Raw genomic sequence first — 16,481 nt, 5'->3', positions numbered from 1 at the left:
CCGCCCGCCCGCCCGCCCGCCCGGCCGCCACCGGCACCCGGACGCCGCCCGCCCGGCCGTTCGGCCATCTGCAGGGAGGTGGGCCCGTGCGCGGTCGCTTAGGCGCACTTCGGCCACTTCTGTCCCATCGCTCCCTGCAGATGGCGAGATACTCGAGCCTCTCGCCCGCCGCCGACTTACACTGGACCCACACATCCCCCGACCTTGATCGGAGCCCGGGTGTCATCGCCATGGTCGCAGCGACGCGACGTGTCTCCTGAGACCTCGCGTCTGCTGATCGAGCGCGCGCACGAGGAGCTCATCGCGGGAAACGCCGCGGATCAGCGGCTGCTGGATGTGCGCCCTCTCGTGCGGGATTCGTGGCGCCGATCGCTGGCCAGCCTCGCGGGCGCAGATTCTCCTCCGCCGCTGGATCTGAGCATTCTCGAACTCGAGGAATACCGCCGCACCCACCCGCTCGCCGGAGTGATGGACATGGTGCGAGCGCTGCTGCTGCCCGGCGAGGCCGAGGAGTCGGGCGTCGTCGTGGCGATCGGCGACGCGGCCGGGCGCCTGCTCTGGGTCGAGGGCGACCGCCATGTGCGCACGCTGACGGGCGACATGGGATTCGTCGCCGGCGCGAACTGGTCCGAGACAGCGGTGGGCACATCCGCCCCCGGCACCGCTCTGACGCTCGATCGATCGGTGCAGATCCGCGGCGCCGAACACTTCAACCGGCTCGTCGCTCCGTGGTCGTGCACCGCGGCCCCCGTGCACGACCCCGAGACGCGCCGCATCGTCGGGGTCATCGACGTGACCGGAGGCATCGAGGCGGTCACGCCTCAGGCGCAACTGCTGGTGGATGCCACAGCCCGGGCGATCGAGGGAGAGCTGCTCGTCGCCCGGCTCAGGGCGCGGTCCGAGGCACGGCCCGCACGACGCCGCACGTCGGCCCGGCCCGCGGCCGCCAGGGCAACCCTGCGGGTGCTCGGGCGGGACCGTGCGCAGCTCGTGGCGGACCGCGAGGGCACGGAGACGGTGATCGAGCTCAGCGCTCGTCACGCCGAGATCCTCCTGATGCTCGCGACGCATCCGCACGGGCTTTCAGCCGATGATCTCGGCGAGCTGGTCTACGGGCAGCCGCAGGCCGCCGACACGCTGCGCCCCGAGATCGTGCGCCTGCGAAAGGTCCTCGAGCGCGTCGCGCCCCAGCTCGTGCCGTCTTCCCGCCCGTACCGGCTGCCGGTTCCTCTCGAGACCGATGCGCACAACGTGATCTCGCTCCTCGACCGAGGGGCCCATCGCGTCGCGCTCGCCGCGTACCACGGGCCGGTGCTGCCGGAATCGGTCGCCCCCGGGGTGGAGCAGCTGCGGGACACGGTGCGCACGGCGCTCCGCGAAGCGTTGATGGCCGAGGCCGGCATCGACGTCCTCGTGGCGTACGCAGACACCGCGGAGGGCGTCGACGACGTCGACCTCCTGCGCCTGTGCCTCGAGATGCTCCCCCCGCGCTCCCCGCGTCGTGCGGGTCTGGTCGCCCGGATCGAGCGTCTCGAGGCCTAGAGCCGCCAGCGTCTCGTCCGGCCACGGCGGCGGGCGGCGTAGCCCTGCGGCGCCCCCTCTGGCATCGCTCGCCGGGCGGACGAGCGGTGCAACGGGATGCAACGTCCGTCGGCGTAGCGTCCGAGCATCCGCGTGACACCGCCAGTCACGCGTCATGACACGTCGAAGGAGACAGCATGACCATCGTCGAAGAGGGCGTCTCGAGCGTCTACGCCGCCCCCAACACCCGAGGCGCGGTCGCGGACTACCGCCCGCGCTACGGCCACTACATCGGGGGCGAGTTCGTCGACCCCGTGAAGGGCCAGTGGTTCGAGAACCCGTCGCCGGTCACCGGCAAGACGTTCACCGAAGTCGGTCGCGGCACCGTCGAAGACATCGACCGCGCCGTGGATGTCGCATGGAAGGCGTTCGCGACGTGGGGCAAGACGAGCCCCACCGAGCGCAGCAACGTCCTGCTGAGGATCGCCGACCGTATGGAGGAGAACCTCGAGAAGATCGCCGTCGCCGAGACCTGGGAGAACGGCAAGCCGGTCCGTGAGACGCTGGCCGCCGACATCCCCCTCGCGATCGACCACTTCCGGTACTTCGCGGGGGTGCTGCGTGCGCAGGAGGGCGGCATCTCGCAGCTCGATGAAGACACCGTCGCCTACCACTTCCACGAGCCGCTCGGTGTGGTGGGGCAGATCATCCCCTGGAACTTCCCGATCCTCATGGCGGTCTGGAAGCTCGCGCCCGCGCTCGCCGCAGGCAACTGCATCGTGCTGAAGCCGGCCGAGCAGACGCCGGCGTCGATCCTGTTCCTGATCGACATCATCGGCGACCTGATCCCCCCGGGCGTCCTGAACATCGTCAACGGCTTCGGCATCGAGGCGGGCGCTCCGCTGGCGTCGCACAAGAAGATCCGCAAGATCGCCTTCACGGGCGAGACCACGACGGGTCGCCTCATCATGCAGTACGCGTCGCAGAACCTCATTCCGGTGACCCTCGAGCTCGGGGGCAAGAGCCCGAACGTGTTCTTCGAAGACGTCGCGCGCAGCAGGGACTCGTTCTACGACAAGGCACTCGAAGGGTTCTCGTTCTTCGCGCTGAACAACGGAGAGGTGTGCACGTGCCCGTCGCGTGCTCTCATCCAGCGGTCGATCTACGACCAGCTGCTGGGTGACGGCATCGAGCGGGTCAAGGCGATCAAGCAGGGAAACCCGCTCGACCCCGAGACGATGATCGGCGCGCAGGCCTCGAACGATCAGCTCGAGAAGATCCTGAGCTACATCGACATCGGCAAGCAGGGTGGGGCCAAGCTGCTGATCGGCGGCGAGCGCGTCGACCTGGGCGGCGACCTGAGCGAGGGCTACTACGTGCAACCGACGATCTTCGAGGGCGCGAACGACATGCGGATCTTCCAGGAGGAGATCTTCGGCCCGGTGCTCGCGGTGACCTCGTTCGACGACTTCGACGACGCGATCGCGACAGCGAACGACACCCTGTACGGTCTCGGCGCCGGCGTGTGGAGCCGCGACATGAACACCGCGTACCGCGCAGGTCGGGCGATCGAAGCCGGCCGGGTCTGGACGAACACGTACCACCAATACCCCGCGCACGCGGCGTTCGGCGGGTACAAGCAGTCGGGGATCGGCCGTGAGAACCACCTGAAGATGCTCGACCACTACCAGCAGACGAAGAATCTGCTGGTCTCGTACGCCGAAGGTCCGATGGGCTTCTTCTAAACCGGCCGCTCCGTCTCGTTGCCCGCTCCTCGCTCGACGACCGACCCCGGCGGTCGTCGAGCGAGGGACGCGGGACGAGACGCACAGACAGGAGAGACGATGGTCTCGATCGGCATCTATCAGCGTGTGGACGTCACGGAGGCCGCGGGCGAGCTCCTCCGCGAGCTCACCGTCACGCACGGACCACTCATGTTCCATCAGTCGGGCGGATGCTGCGACGGCAGCGCCCCGATGTGCTACCCCGTCGGCATGTTCATCACGGGGCCCAGCGACGTGCACCTCGGCACGCTGGAGGTTCGCGGGCTCGACCCGATCGAGGTCTTCATCTCGGAGGCGCAGTTCGAGTACTGGAAGTACACGCACATCACGATCGACGAGGTGCCCGGCCGCGGGGCCGGCTTCTCGGTGGAGGGCCCGACGGGCCATCGGTTCATCATCCGGTCGCGGATGCTGAACGACGCCGAACTCGAATACTTCGGCCTCGGACCGGAGGCCTGACCGAGGCGCCTAGAGCCAGCCGTTCTGCTCGGCGATGCGGGCGGCGTCGGCGCGATTGCGCCCGGCGGTCTTGCCGATCGCGCTCGAGAGGTGATTGCGCACCGTGCCCTCGGACAGGTGGAGGATGCGCGCGATGTCGGCGATCGACCCGCCGGTGCGCGCGGCCTCCAGCACGTCGGTCTCCCGCTCGGTGAGCGGCGAGTCGCCCTGCGCGAGCGAGGTGGCCGCCAGGGTCGGATCGACGACGCGGAACCCGCGATGCACGCGGCGGACGGCATCCGCGAGCTCTGCCGCCGGAGTGTCCTTCACGACGAACCCCGAAGCGCCCGCCTGCATCGCCCGCTTGAGGTAGCCGGGGCGGCCGAACGTCGTCACGATGATGACCCGGCACGCAGGAGCGGCGGTGCGAAGTTCGGCCGCCGCGGCGATGCCGTCGATCCCGGGCATCTCGATGTCGAGCATGGCGACGTCGGCGCGGGCTGCGAGCGCCGCCGCACGCACCTCGTCGCCGCGCCCGACCTCGGCGACGACGTCGATGTCGGGCTCGAGCCCCAGCAGTGCAGACAGCGCACCGCGGACGAGGGCCTGATCGTCGGCGATGAGGAGCCGGATGGATGCCTCGGCCCCGGCGGTTGCGTCGGCGGTGGCCGCCGCATCCGATCCCGCACTCACAGCGTCACGCGCAGGCTGAAGCCACCGAGGTCGCTGCGCCCCACGGACATGCGGGCGCCGGCGGCTTCGACACGCTCGCGGAGGCCGGCGAGCCCCGTGGATGACCCCGCGGCGCGGGTCGGCCCGACGCCGTCGTCGGCGATCTCGATCTCGCGGGGGCTCAGTGTGATGCGGCAGCGCTGCGCGTGGGAGTGGCGCACCACGTTCGTGACACCCTCGCGCACGACCCAGCCGGCCAGTTCCCGATGCGGGGCCGGGATGCTGTCGGTCGAGGCTGGCGTATCCGCGTCGATGCCCGCCGCGTCCAGCGCCGAACGGGCCGCGGCCAGCTCGCCGCTGATGTTCACTCCGCGGAACCCGGCCACCGTCGCCCGGACGTCGGCGAGGGCGCCGCGGGCCAGCCCCTCGACCTCGCCGATCTCCGCGCGGGCCCGTGCGGGGTCGACATCCACGAGCCGCCCGGCGAGCTCGGCCTTGACCGTGATCACGGTGAGGGAGTGCCCGAGGATGTCGTGGAGGTCGCGTCCCACCCGGTTGCGCTCCCGCTCGACGGCCAGGATCTCGAGCTGGGACTGCGTCGCCCGCAGCTGGTTCATCGCGGCCGTCGTGCGGGCGAACGCGGCCATCATGAGCGAGATCGAGACGATGATCGCGGGCAGCCAGAGAATGTCTTCCGTCCAGCCGTCCACCATCCCGCTCACGACGAGGGCCGTTGCGCCGAGACCGAGGATCACCGGCCAGGTCACGGCCCAGCGGAGCACGCTCATTCCCACGAGCACCCCGACATATGTCCAGGTACCGAACACCCCCCACCCGATCCAGGGGAAGAGGCTGAACGAAAGCGCGAGGAGCCCGGCGCACACGATCAGCCGGTGCCGCCGGGGGAGCGACCACGACACCGGCGCAGCGATGAGGAAGGAGACGCCGAAGAGAACGACCAGCACCACGCCGATCACCGCCGACGCGACCGAGCCGGATGCGGCGACGACCTCCTGGGCGATGCTGATCAGCCAGATCAGGGCGATGCCGCCCCCGGTGTACCAGCTGACGGCACCCCGCGAGAGCAGCAGGTCGCGCAGCGACCCGTCCGTCGGCGTCGTCGCGACGGACGGCGGGCGTATGGGCCAGTCCGGCCCGGCGTCACGGTCGTGACGGTCTCGCAGCCCAGCATCCATGAGCCTCACCCTAGTTCTGCGCGTCTGCGCCGCGAGAGGGAGGCCACCGGTCAGACCCGTTTCGTGTCGCGGCGGAAGGCCCACGCCGTACCGGCGACGAAGATCGCGAGCCAGATGACGGCGTTGACGATCCAGAGCAGGTCCACCGATTCACCCGTGAGGGGCGCGCGGGCGATCTGGCTGATGCCGTACACCGGTGTGAACGCGGCGATGGTCTGCATGAAGTCGGGCATCCCGCTCACGGGGTAGAACAGTCCGCCGATGAAGGCCAGCAGCACGATCGCCAGGCTCGTGATCTGCGCCGCGTTCTCGCCGGGCACCAGGTAGCCGACGAGCAGGCCGAGGGCGGTGAACACCCCGCCGGCGAGGATCCAGCCCACCAGACCGGTCGCGATCCACTGCACGGCCGACAGCTGGATGCCGCAGATCGCTCCGGCCGCGAAGGTCGCCACCACCGCGAGCAGACCCATGAGCATGCCCGCGATCATCTTGATGACGACGTTGACGAACGGGTTGAGCGGAGTCAGGCGCAACTGCCGGCTCCACCCCTGCGCGCGCTCGACGGCGACGGCGGCGCCGGTCTGGGTGGCCGACATCATGGCGCCGTACATCGCCATCGAGACCATGATGTAGGCGCCCACCGAAGGGCCGCCCTGCGCGATCGGGGTCGCGGTGAGCGGCTCATCCTTCAGGGGCAGGCCGATGATGAGGAACATCACGATGGGGAACAGGACCGTGAAGATGAGCGTGCGCCGGTTGCGCAGCTTTCGCTTCAGCTCGATCCCGAGGTAGGTGAGGTTGAATCCGCCGAGCGGCGGAACCCGCCGATCCAGCGTGACGCGATCTGCGGTGGTGGCGGCTGCGGCGGTCATGACCGGTTCCCTTCGGTGGTGGCGGATGCAGGGAGCGGCGCGGATGCCGGATCATCCGACGTCAGCGCGAGGAAGACGCTCTCGAGGTTCTGCGCGGTCACTTCCAGATCGTGCGCCGGGGTCTCGGTGAGGAGGTGACGGACCAGTGCGTCCGAGTCCTTCGTGTGGATGACGACGCGGTCACCCTTGATCTCGACCCGGTCGACACCGGGCAGCGCCGCGAGCGCGACAGGGTCGGCACCGGGGAGGTTCGCCTGCACGATGCGGCCCGAGACGAGGTTCTTGATGGATGCTGTCGTGCCGTCGGCGACGATCCGCCCGCGGCTCATCAGCACGATGCGGTCGGCGTACTCGTCGGCCTCTTCGAGATAGTGCGTGGCGAAGAGCACGGTGCGGCCGCGCGCGGCGTCGGCGCGGATCGCGTTCCAGAAGGAGCGGCGCCCTTCGACGTCCATCCCGGTCGTCGGCTCGTCCAGGATCAGCAGGCCGGGATCCGACAGCAGGGCCATCGCGAACCGCAGGCGCTGCTGCTGCCCCCCCGAGCACAGGCCGACCCGCCGGCCGGCGATCTCGGTGATGCCCGCCCGCTCCATGACCTCGGCCGCCGGTCGGGTGTCGGCGAACAGGCTCGCGGTCAGATCGAGGGTCTCGCGCACCGTGATGTCTTTGAGCAGGCCTCCGGTCTGGAGCACGGCCGACACCAGGCCGTGGGCGATCGCCGCGCGCGGCGACTCGCCGAAGACCTCGACCGTGCCGTCGTCGGGCGCCGAGAGTCCCAGCAGCATGTCGATCGTCGTGGTCTTTCCCGCCCCGTTGGGGCCGAGGAAGGCGACGATCTCGCCTTGTGCGACGTGGAGGTCGATGCCGTTCACGGCGGTGAACGACCCGAATCTCTTCACGAGACCGGAGGCCGCGACCGCGGACGTGCGGCGACCGGCGTCGGAAGAGCTCTGGAGCGGTGCGGGCGTGGTGTGCATGACCCCATGGTGGCGCTGATCCGCCGGCAAGGCATCGCCCGTGCGTCACGACCTCGCCGTGACATTCGTCATGGTCATTCGTGATGCCCGGAGGCGCCGATCCTGAGCGATGTGCTCTGCGCCCGAGCATCCGACACAGCATTCCGAGAGTTTCAGTCTCGTTACGAATCGTGTATGTGTTTGGTGTGGGTGGGCTGCGCGTGAATGATAGCCGGAGGGCTGCGCCTTCCCGTCGCCGCCGACTCCTTCACAGTAGAGGTAGCACTATGTCACTGCACCACACTGGGCGCGGCCGCCTCGGCCTCGCCATCGGGGCGCTCGGCGCCTCGGCCATCCTCCTCGCCGGCTGTTCCGGTGGTGGCGGCGGCACCTCCTCGGACGGCGCCGCGTCGGGCGAGCCGATCATCGTCGGAACCACCGACAAGATCACCTCGATCGACCCGGCCGGCTCGTACGACAACGGATCGTTCGCCGTCATGAACCAGGTGTACCCGTTCCTGCTCAACAGCAAGTACGGCACCTCCGACGTCACCCCCGACATCGCCGAGTCCGCCGAGTTCACCACGCCCACCGAGTACACGGTGAAGCTCAAGTCCGGCCTCAAGTTCGCCAACGGCCACGACTTGACCTCGTCCGACGTGAAGTTCTCGTTCGACCGCCAGGTCAAGATCGCCGACCCGAACGGCCCGTCGTCGCTGCTCGGCAACCTCGACAGCGTCGCCGCACCCGACGACACGACAGTCGTCTTCACGCTGAAGAACGGCAACGACCAGGTCTGGCCCCAGATCCTGTCGAGCCCGGCAGCCCCCATCGTCGACGAAGAGGTCTTCTCGGCCGACGCGGTCACTCCCGACGCCGACATCGTGGCGGGCAACGCGTTCGCCGGGCAGTACGTGATCGACTCGTACAAGGTGAACGAGCTCATCTCGTACAAGCCCTACGCCGACTACCAGGGCAACCTCGGCGCGGCCGAGAACGCCGGGGTCACCGCCAAGTACTACGCCGACTCGTCGAACCTGAAGCTCGACGTCTCGACCGGTGCGATCGACACCGCGTTCCGCAGCCTCAGCGCGACCGACATCGCCGACCTCGCCACCAACAAGGACGTGAAGGTCGTCGACGGCCCCGGCGGCGAGATCCGCTACATCGTGTTCAACTTCAACACGATGCCGTTCGGCGCATCGACCGCCGAGGCCGACCCGGCCAAGTCGCTGGCCGTTCGTCAGGCCGCTGCCGACCTGGTCGACCGCGCCGCGATCGCCAAGGACGTGTACAAGGACACCTACTCGCCCCTCTACTCGTACGTTCCTCAGGGCCTCACGGGAGCGAACACTTCGCTCGAGGGCCTCTACGGCGACGGCAACGGCGGACCCGACCTCGACAAGGCGAAGGCAGCCCTCGCGGCCGCCGGCGTCACGACTCCCGTCGTGCTCAACCTGCAGTACAACGGCGACCACTACGGCCCGTCGTCTGCCGACGAGTACGCGGCGATCAAGACGCAGCTCGAGACCGGTGGCCTGTTCACCGTCAACCTCGCCCAGACCGAGTGGGTCACGTACTCGAAGGACCGCACGACGGACGCGTACCCGGAGTACCAGCTCGGCTGGTTCCCGGACTACTCGGATGCCGACAACTACCTGTCGCCGTTCTTCGCGAAGGACAACTTCCTCGTGAACCACTACGACAACGCCGAGGTCCAGCAGCTGATCACCGAGCAGGCGACCCAGACCGACGCCGCGGCCCGTGAGGCGACGATCGGAAAGATCCAGGACCTCGTGGCCGCGGATCTGTCGACGCTGCCGCTCCTCCAGGGCAAGCAGGTCGCCATCGTCGGTGCCGACGTCCAGGGCGCAGTGCTCGACGGCTCGTTCAAGTTCCGCTACGCACCGCTCCACAAGTAGGCGATCCACCGAAGCAGTGCAGCGCGCGGCGGGGGCCGGTTTCCGATTCGGAACCGGCCCCCGTACGCGCACCGCTGAGTAAGGTCTCCCCATGGTCACTGCGATCGACGATCCCGTCTCCGCGAAACCCGTCACCGCGACCCGCGGCGGTCTCTGGCGATACATCGCCGTCCGGCTGCTGCTCATCATCCCGACCGTCTTCATCCTGGTGACGCTCGTCTTCATCCTGATGCGTCTCACGGGCGACCCGATCACTGCCGCCCAGGGCGGCCGCCTTCCTCCCGATCAGCTGCAGGAGCGCATCCATGCCGCCGGATACGACCGCCCGCTGATCGTCCAGTACCTCGAATACCTCGGCGGCATCCTGCGCGGCGACTTCGGCACCACCATCACCGACAACCGCCCGGTCACCGAGATCCTCTTGACGTACGGCAGCGCCACTCTCGAGCTGGCGTTCTACGCGCTCATCGTGGCCTTCATCATCGGCATCCCGTTCGGTCTGATCGCCGCCTACCGTCGCGATCGCTGGCAGGATGCCGTGCTCCGCGTCACCGCGATCCTCGCGTACGCGACGCCCATCTTCTTCGTCGCCCTGCTCCTCAAGCTCGTCTTCTCGGTATGGCTCGGCGCGCTGCCGGTCGCCGGTCGCGCCTCCACGCGCACGGAGTTGAAGCTGCAGGGACTCGACGCCCCCACCGGCATCTATCTCATCGATGCGCTCAGGCTCGGCGATCCTGCGGCGGTCGTCGACGTGCTGTGGCACGCCGTTCTCCCCGGGCTCGCGCTCGGCCTGCTGACGGCCGGCATCTTCCTCCGCCTCGTCCGCACGAACGTGATCAGCACGCTCGATGCGCAGTACGTCACATCGGCCCGCTCACGCGGCGTCCGCAACTTCCGCCTCGTCACGACGCACGCGTACCGCCCCGCGCTCATCCCGATCATCACCGTGATCGGTCTGCAGATCGGTCTCCTGCTGGCTGGGGCGGTGCTCACCGAGAGCGCTTTCGAGTGGAAGGGCATCGGGTTCATGCTGTCCGACTACCTGAAGGCCCGCGACTTCGTCGCGGTTCAGGGCATCGTCGTGATGATCGCGGTGATCGTGGCCCTCACCAACTTCGTCGTCGACGTCATAGCCGCGCTCATCGACCCGAGAGTGAGGTACTGACATGTCGGATGCCGTACCCACCGACACCGCCGCGAGCGCGCTCACGACCCGCAAGGTCCCGCTTCGCGAGCGCATCCCCGTGATCTCGCAGCTGCGCATGAGCGTCGGGCTCCAGCGCGGGATGCTCGTCGCCGGTCTCGTCATCACCGCGATCTTCATCATCACGGCGATCTTCGCCCCGTGGATCGCGCCCTACGGTTTCGCGCAGCGCAGCGTCGACGGTGTCGACTTCGGAACACAGCAGCCCCCGAACCCGATCAACCTCCTGGGCACGACCGTCAGCGGGTTCGACGTGCTGTCGCGCACGATCTGGGGCGCGCAGACGGCGATCCTCGTGATCATCGCAGCGGTGGCGTTCTCGATCTTCCTCGGGATCTTCCTCGGGCTCGTGAGCGGGTACTTCGGCGGCTGGCTCGATCGCGTGCTCGTCGTCATCTGCGATGCGATCTACGCCTTCCCGTCCCTGCTCCTGGCGATCGTCATGTCGATCGTGATCAGCAAGGGCCAGTCGACGCTTCTCGGCGGCATCCTGTCGGCCGCGATCGCGATCACTGTCGTGTTCGTCCCGCAGTACTTCCGGGTGATCCGCGCCGAGGTCGTGCGTGTGAAGGCCGAGCCGTTCGTCGAATCCGCGCGCGTGATCGGGGTTCCGACCGCCCGCATCCTCGTCCGTCACGTGCTGCGCAACTCGACCCGCTCGCTCCCCGTGGTGGTCACCCTGAACGCCTCGGAGGCCCTGCTGACCCTCGCCGGCCTCGGCTTCCTCGGGTTCGGCATCGAGGCCACCGCCGCCGCCGAGTGGGGCTACGACTTGAACCGCTCGGTCGCCGATGTCTCGAGCGGCATCTGGTGGACCGCCATCCCTCCGGGCCTCGCGATCGTGCTCGTGGTGCTGGGCATCACGCTCGTCGGCGAGAGCCTCAACGACCTGAGCGACCCGCGCCTGCGCCGCCGGCGCTCGGCGGCGAAGTCGACGAAGTCGGCCAAGTCGGCCAAGTCGGCCACGTCGGCGAAGGCTTCGAACAGGGATGCCGTGACCGACGCCACCCCCACGACGTCCGGCCCATCCCCGACTTCCACACCGGGAGGTGCGTCATGACCCCCATCGCCACCGGCGTCGCCGTAGCGGGCGAGAACGTCGCACGCATCGACGACCTGCGCGTGCAGTTCGCGACCGACGGCGACCCGGTCGTCGCCGTCGCCGGCATCTCGCTCGAAGCGCGCGCGGGCGAGGTGCTCGCGATCGTCGGCGAGTCCGGCTCCGGGAAGACCGTCACCGCCAACACGCTGCTGGGCCTGCTGCCCGAGACGGCGACCCTCTCGGGTGCGGTCATCGTGCGGGGCCGCGACGGCGGTGAGACCGATATCGTGCATGCGACAGCATCCGAACTCCGCGCGATGCGCGGGCGCGATGCCGCGATGGTGTTCCAGGAGCCCTCCACCGCGCTGAACCCTGTGTTCACCGTCGGCTTCCAGATCGCCGAGGGCCTGCACGCGCACGAGAAGCTCTCGAAGTCCGAGGCGAAGGCGAAGGCCGTCGACATCCTGCGGCGTGTGGGCATCCCCGACCCCGAGAAGCGCGTCGACGACTACCCGCACCAGTTCTCGGGCGGCCAGAAGCAGCGCGTCGTGATCGCGATGGCTCTCGTGCTGGATGCCGGACTGATCATCGCCGACGAGCCCACCACGGCGCTCGATGTCACAGTGCAGGCAGAGATCCTCGACCTGCTGCGCACCTGCCGCGACGAGTTCGGCGCGACGATCGTGCTCATCACTCACAACATGGGCGTCGTCGCCGACCTCGCCGACCGGGTGGTCGTCATGAACCACGGCGAGATCGTCGAGCAGGCGCCGGTGCGCGAGCTGTTCGCGAACCCGCGCGAGGAGTACACGCGCGAGCTGCTGGCCGCGGTCCCGCACGTCGGTCGCGGCAAGAGTGCGCTGCAGGATCCGGCGGCTCCGGCACCGGTTGCGCCCCCCGCGGGGAGCCTGGTGGTCGCCACCGACGTGCAGATCGGCTACCCCGGCCGTTTCGGTTCGGCGGGCGTCGTGGCCGTCAAGGGTGTGAGCTTCTGGATCGCTCCGGGCGAGGTGCTCGGCCTGGTCGGCGAGTCCGGTTCGGGCAAGACCACCATCGGGCGCGCCATCGTCGGGCTGACAGAGGTGCTCGACGGGTCGCTGACCGTGCTGGGCACCGAGATGCGCAAGGCGAAGCCCCGCCACCTCACCAAGCTGCGGCCCGACATCGGCTTCGTCTTCCAAGATCCGGCGACGAGCTTCAACCCGCTGCTGACGATCGCGGAGTGCATCGCCGAGCCGCTGGTCGTCCACGGTCGCGCCGGCAGTCCGCGCGCCGCGCGTCAGCGCGTGAACGAGCTGCTGGATGCTGTACGCCTGCCGGTCGCGTTCGGTGACCGCTACCCGCACGAGCTGTCCGGCGGGCAGCGGCAGCGCGCGTCGCTCGCGCGGGCCCTCGCCCTCGACCCGAAGCTCCTGATCGCCGATGAGCCGACCAGCGCCCTGGACGTGTCGGTGCAGGCCAAAGTGCTGCAGCTGTTCGCCGATCTGCAGCGCGACCTCGGCTTCGCCTGCCTGTTCATCAGCCACGATCTCGCCGTCATCGACGAGGTGGCCGACCGGGTGGTGGTGCTGCGCAACGGCACGGTGCGCGAGCAGGGAACGACCGTGCAGGTGCTCACGAACCCGCAGGACGACTACACCCGGCGGCTTCTGGCCTCGCTGCCGGTGCCCGACCCGGTCGAGCAGGAGGCACGCCGCGCACTCTGGCGGACGACGCGGGGAGCGTGACGATGACCGGCCCCGTCGGCGGCCCGGGCGATTCCCCGATCGCCCGGGAGGATGCGGCGATCTCGCGCGTCGCGTCCTCCGAGCGGGTGAAGGCGTTCACCGACGCCGTCGTGGCGATCGCGATGACGCTCCTCATCCTGCCGCTGCTGGACTCGGTGGGCGAGGCAGCGCAGCAGGATCTGACCACCCTCGAGTGGCTTCAGGACAACTTCGGCTCGATCATCGCGTTCCTCATCAGCTTCGTGATCATCGCGAACTTCTGGACCACTCACCATCGCGTCTTCGCGAGGGTGGAGCGCGTGTCTGAGCCGCTCCTCTGGCTCACGATCGCCTGGATGCTGACGATCGTCTGGCTCCCCGTCGCCACGGCGATGACCGGACAGATGAAGAGCGACGCCCTGCAGTACGTGCTCTACATCGGCTCGATGGCACTCACGAGCATCCTCCTCATGTGCACTCGTCTCTATCTGCGCGCGCACCCGCAGCTGCACGACATCCCGCGCGAGGCGCTCACGTCGGGGATCATCGCCGACGTGCTGATCTCGGCGCTCTTCGTGGTGGCGATGCTCATCGCGATCCTCGTGCCCGGCGTCGGCTACAACGCGATGTTCCTGCTGCTGCTCAGCGTGCCGATCCACCGGCTGGTCGGGCGATGGAGGCCCGTCAGCGTCCGCTGAACTGGGTGAAGATCCAGAACGCGGCGAAGGCGACGAGCACCACGACCCCGGCCCACGGGAATCTGCGGGTGAGCCGGCGGCCCTGCGGGGCGACGCCGGGCGGCGGCGTGAGGGCGCGCGTCGGCGCAGCGAACGGAACGGCGGATGCCGCGGCATCCGTCCTGCTCGCGCCGGCCGTCTCGCTCGACAGGCGCTCGTCGCGCCAGCGCGCCCACTGCGCGAACTTGTCGTTCAGGGCGCCGACCACCGAGAACAGCCACGCCCACGTGTGCGGATCGATGGTCGAGAAGGAGCGCTGGCCGTAGAGGAAGAGCCAGTCGTCGACGATCTCGACGTCGAGCGCGGCGGCATTGTCGACGAAACGCTCCATGATGTCGGGCGTGAACAGGTAGAGCGCGTCGCGCTCGTAGCCCTCGGGGCAATACAGCGAGAAGTAGGTGTCGAAGTCGCCCTCGAGGCTCAGGCGCTGATGCTTGGCGAAGCTCGCCGGCAGGTTCGACGCCCCGAAGAGTCCGTTGTTGCCCACGGCGTCCAGCACGATGTTGGGCAGCGGGGTGTCGAGCCGGATCGCGACATAGCCCCAATCGTGGGTGGTGCGGTCCTTGCCCGACCCGGTCGTGTAGCGGTAGTTGCCGAACTCGGCGAACCGGGGCTGTGCGGCGCGGACGACGTCGCGCGCCACGCGCGAACCGCCGATCCCGAAGATCATGCCGGGTAGCGGCGGATTGCCGATCGACGGGATGAAGGTCATCCCGTTCGCGCGCGCGAACGCGTCGAGTCGGTACCGGGTGTCGTCCGCCTGGAAGAAGCGGCGTACGACTGACACGGCGATCGTGACGAAGACCGCCAGGATCACGACCGGGAAGAGCAGGAACACCAGTCCGAGGGGCTGGAACCCGTCGCCGCTCACGAAGGAGTCGATCATGGCGAGCACGATGGACAAGAAGACTCCGGCGAAGACGACCACGATGAATCCGCCGACGACGACGGCGCCCACGCCGCCGAGGTTCGAGAAGAGACTCGGTACCCGGCCCTCTGCCCGCAGTCGCCGGATGTATGCGCGGGATGCGGCACGATCGACGGGGTCGGTCAGGGGGCGAGGGTCGAAACCCATGGCCGACGGCTGCGCGGAGCTCATCGGTTGATCCCGTCGGCGTCCCAGCTCAGATCCGCCCCCTCCTCCAGACGCAGGGCTTCCAGCAGCGGGTCGGCGACGATCGCGCGGATGAGCTCGGCGCTCCCGCCCACGATCGTCGAGTCGAAGTCGACCTCGGTCACCATGGTCCATGCCCGGTCGGCGGGCCAGACGAGGCTCGGCGACTCGGCCGCCGGCTCGAGCCCGAGTCGCTCGCGTTCGGGGTCGCGCCACGGCACGCTCGCCGCCCACTCCGGATCGGCCAGCTCGTCGATACGGCCGTGGAACAGGATGTGGTCGCGAGCGGGCAGTCGAAGGCGCGCACCCCGTGAGATCTCGTCGGAGAGGATGCCGGGTTGCCAGGTGGGCTGCCCCAGCACAGTATTGAACGAGTCATGGATGCTCCGCCCGAGCATCGCGTTGTGCTGGGCGTAGACGGCGGCGTCGGCAGCCCGGCGCTCGGCGTCCTCCGCCCGTGTCGCGGAAGCGGTCTGGTCGTGCGCGGCGAGCTGCATGAAGGTGCGACCCGGACTCTGTCCGAAGAAGCCCGTCAGCCCGCCCCATCCCTCCCAGATCGTGACGAACACATCGTCCGGCGTCGTGGTGTGCGCGGCGAGGTGCCTCGCCACGGCCGCAACGAGGTCGGGGTCGAGCTGACCCGCCGTCGGCGCCTCGAACTCGCGGCCGTCGGGGGCGAGGGCGTGCTGCCAGTCGCCGGCCGAGGTGCGAACCAGCCGGTTCCATTGGGCCTCGGAATGGACGACGGTGCCGAAAGCGCGTGCCGTCTCGGCCCAGGTCGTCGGGCCGTACACCATCGCGTCGCTCAGTCGCTGTCGTTCGGCCTCCGGCATCCGCATCCATTCGTCCTGCGTCGGAACGGGTCTCCCCGGCAGCCGGACGACGTGCGGCCTGTGCAGGACCCGGGCGTAGGCGGGGTATCCGTGCGGCACGACGCTGTGCATCGTCGGGGTCGCCGCGTCGAGTCGGGCGCGGATCCAGTCGCCGTGGCCGACCTGATCGGTCCATTCCATGGGGCCACGCTACTGCCGGCGAACGCTTCCCTCACCCTCGGCCCGCGTGCACAACGCAGGATCAACCCGGGCGATCGAGCCCGACACGCCGCTGCGCGGGCCCGCGACGGCGGAGCGGTCCTGCGTTGTGCACGAACGGCGGGGGGCAGGGGTTCGGGCAGGCGGGGGGGCAGGGGTGGGACAGGGGGATCGAATCGCGTGTTGGCGAGGCATCCGGTACACTACGAAGGTTGCCCGGGTAGCGATGCATTCGCATCACATCCCGAGCACGTGCACACACCCTCCTGCTTCCGGGAAATGCCCG

14 protein-coding genes are annotated in these 16,481 nt (G+C 69.0%); 8 read left to right on the top strand and 6 right to left on the bottom strand.

What is annotated here, in order from left to right:
* Window positions 1–219 precede the first annotated feature (219 nt).
* The 3 genes from F6B43_RS13955 (at window position 220) to F6B43_RS13945 (ending at window position 3,764) form a co-directional block, all read left to right on the top strand.
* Window positions 220–1,542 (top strand): transcriptional regulator, encoded by a 1,323-nt coding sequence (locus F6B43_RS13955; protein ID WP_150449501.1) that lies wholly within the window; start codon window positions 220–222, stop codon window positions 1,540–1,542.
* A 176-nt stretch (window positions 1,543–1,718) separates the two neighbouring features.
* Window positions 1,719–3,266, top strand: a complete 1,548-nt coding sequence (exaC, locus tag F6B43_RS13950; protein WP_150449500.1) for an acetaldehyde dehydrogenase ExaC — start codon at window positions 1,719–1,721, stop codon at window positions 3,264–3,266.
* 99 nt (window positions 3,267–3,365) lie between these two features.
* Window positions 3,366–3,764: a DUF779 domain-containing protein gene (locus tag F6B43_RS13945; RefSeq protein WP_150449499.1), complete on the top strand. Its 399-nt coding sequence runs from the start codon at window positions 3,366–3,368 to the stop codon at window positions 3,762–3,764.
* Window positions 3,765–3,773: 9 nt separating this feature from the next.
* Here F6B43_RS13945 and F6B43_RS13940 read toward each other — a convergent pair whose 3' ends face one another.
* Genes F6B43_RS13940 through F6B43_RS13925 form a run of 4 tightly spaced genes read right to left on the bottom strand, consistent with a single transcriptional unit; the run spans window position 3,774 to window position 7,460 of the window.
* Entirely contained in the window at window positions 3,774–4,436 is a 663-nt protein-coding gene (locus F6B43_RS13940) for a response regulator transcription factor (protein ID WP_246159951.1), read from the bottom strand.
* Window positions 4,433–5,611 (bottom strand): sensor histidine kinase, encoded by a 1,179-nt coding sequence (locus F6B43_RS13935; RefSeq protein ID WP_150449498.1) that lies wholly within the window; start codon window positions 5,609–5,611, stop codon window positions 4,433–4,435. The genes F6B43_RS13940 and F6B43_RS13935 overlap by 4 nt, the downstream gene beginning before the upstream one ends.
* Window positions 5,612–5,661: 50 nt before the next feature.
* Window positions 5,662–6,483 carry an ABC transporter permease gene (locus F6B43_RS13930; RefSeq protein ID WP_150449497.1) on the bottom strand — a complete coding sequence of 274 codons (822 nt, stop codon included), beginning with the start codon at window positions 6,481–6,483 and terminating at the stop codon, window positions 5,662–5,664.
* On the bottom strand, window positions 6,480–7,460 hold the full coding sequence (locus F6B43_RS13925) for an ABC transporter ATP-binding protein (RefSeq protein ID WP_150449496.1): 981 nt from the start codon (window positions 7,458–7,460) through the stop codon (window positions 6,480–6,482). Before F6B43_RS13925 ends, F6B43_RS13930 begins: the two co-directional genes overlap by 4 nt.
* A gap of 266 nt (window positions 7,461–7,726) precedes the next feature.
* Between F6B43_RS13925 and F6B43_RS13920 the strand changes: the two genes are divergently transcribed.
* The 5 genes from F6B43_RS13920 (at window position 7,727) to F6B43_RS13900 (ending at window position 14,011) form a co-directional block, all read left to right on the top strand.
* Window positions 7,727–9,361, top strand: a complete 1,635-nt coding sequence (locus tag F6B43_RS13920; protein WP_150449495.1) for an ABC transporter substrate-binding protein — start codon at window positions 7,727–7,729, stop codon at window positions 9,359–9,361.
* 91 nt (window positions 9,362–9,452) lie between these two features.
* Window positions 9,453–10,526, top strand: a complete 1,074-nt coding sequence (locus F6B43_RS13915) for an ABC transporter permease (protein WP_150449494.1) — start codon at window positions 9,453–9,455, stop codon at window positions 10,524–10,526.
* Window position 10,527: 1 nt separating this feature from the next.
* A complete protein-coding gene (locus F6B43_RS13910) occupies window positions 10,528–11,625 on the top strand; it encodes an ABC transporter permease (RefSeq protein ID WP_150449493.1) in 1,098 nt (365 codons plus the stop codon).
* The gene (locus F6B43_RS13905) at window positions 11,622–13,334 is read left to right on the top strand and encodes a dipeptide ABC transporter ATP-binding protein (protein WP_150449492.1); all 1,713 of its coding nucleotides are present in this window, start codon (window positions 11,622–11,624) and stop codon (window positions 13,332–13,334) included. Before F6B43_RS13910 ends, F6B43_RS13905 begins: the two co-directional genes overlap by 4 nt.
* A gap of 2 nt (window positions 13,335–13,336) precedes the next feature.
* Complete coding sequence (locus tag F6B43_RS13900; protein WP_150449491.1) at window positions 13,337–14,011, top strand: TMEM175 family protein; 675 nt, start codon at window positions 13,337–13,339, stop codon at window positions 14,009–14,011.
* Here the strand turns inward: F6B43_RS13900 and F6B43_RS13895 are convergent.
* Both F6B43_RS13895 and F6B43_RS13890 read right to left on the bottom strand, forming a co-directional pair.
* On the bottom strand, window positions 13,998–15,149 hold the full coding sequence (locus F6B43_RS13895) for a hypothetical protein (protein ID WP_150449490.1): 1,152 nt from the start codon (window positions 15,147–15,149) through the stop codon (window positions 13,998–14,000). The two genes, F6B43_RS13900 and F6B43_RS13895, sit on opposite strands and share 14 nt — an antisense overlap.
* Window positions 15,146–16,177, bottom strand: coding sequence for a YqgE/AlgH family protein (locus F6B43_RS13890; RefSeq protein WP_150449489.1), 1,032 nt, complete (start codon window positions 16,175–16,177; stop codon window positions 15,146–15,148). Before F6B43_RS13890 ends, F6B43_RS13895 begins: the two co-directional genes overlap by 4 nt.
* Between the last annotated feature and the right edge of the window lie 304 nt (window positions 16,178–16,481).

The organism is Microbacterium rhizomatis (genome assembly GCF_008710745.1).
GTDB classification, from domain to species: Bacteria; Actinomycetota; Actinomycetes; order Actinomycetales; family Microbacteriaceae; genus Microbacterium; species Microbacterium rhizomatis.
This window is presented reverse-complemented; position numbering and strand designations above follow the sequence as displayed.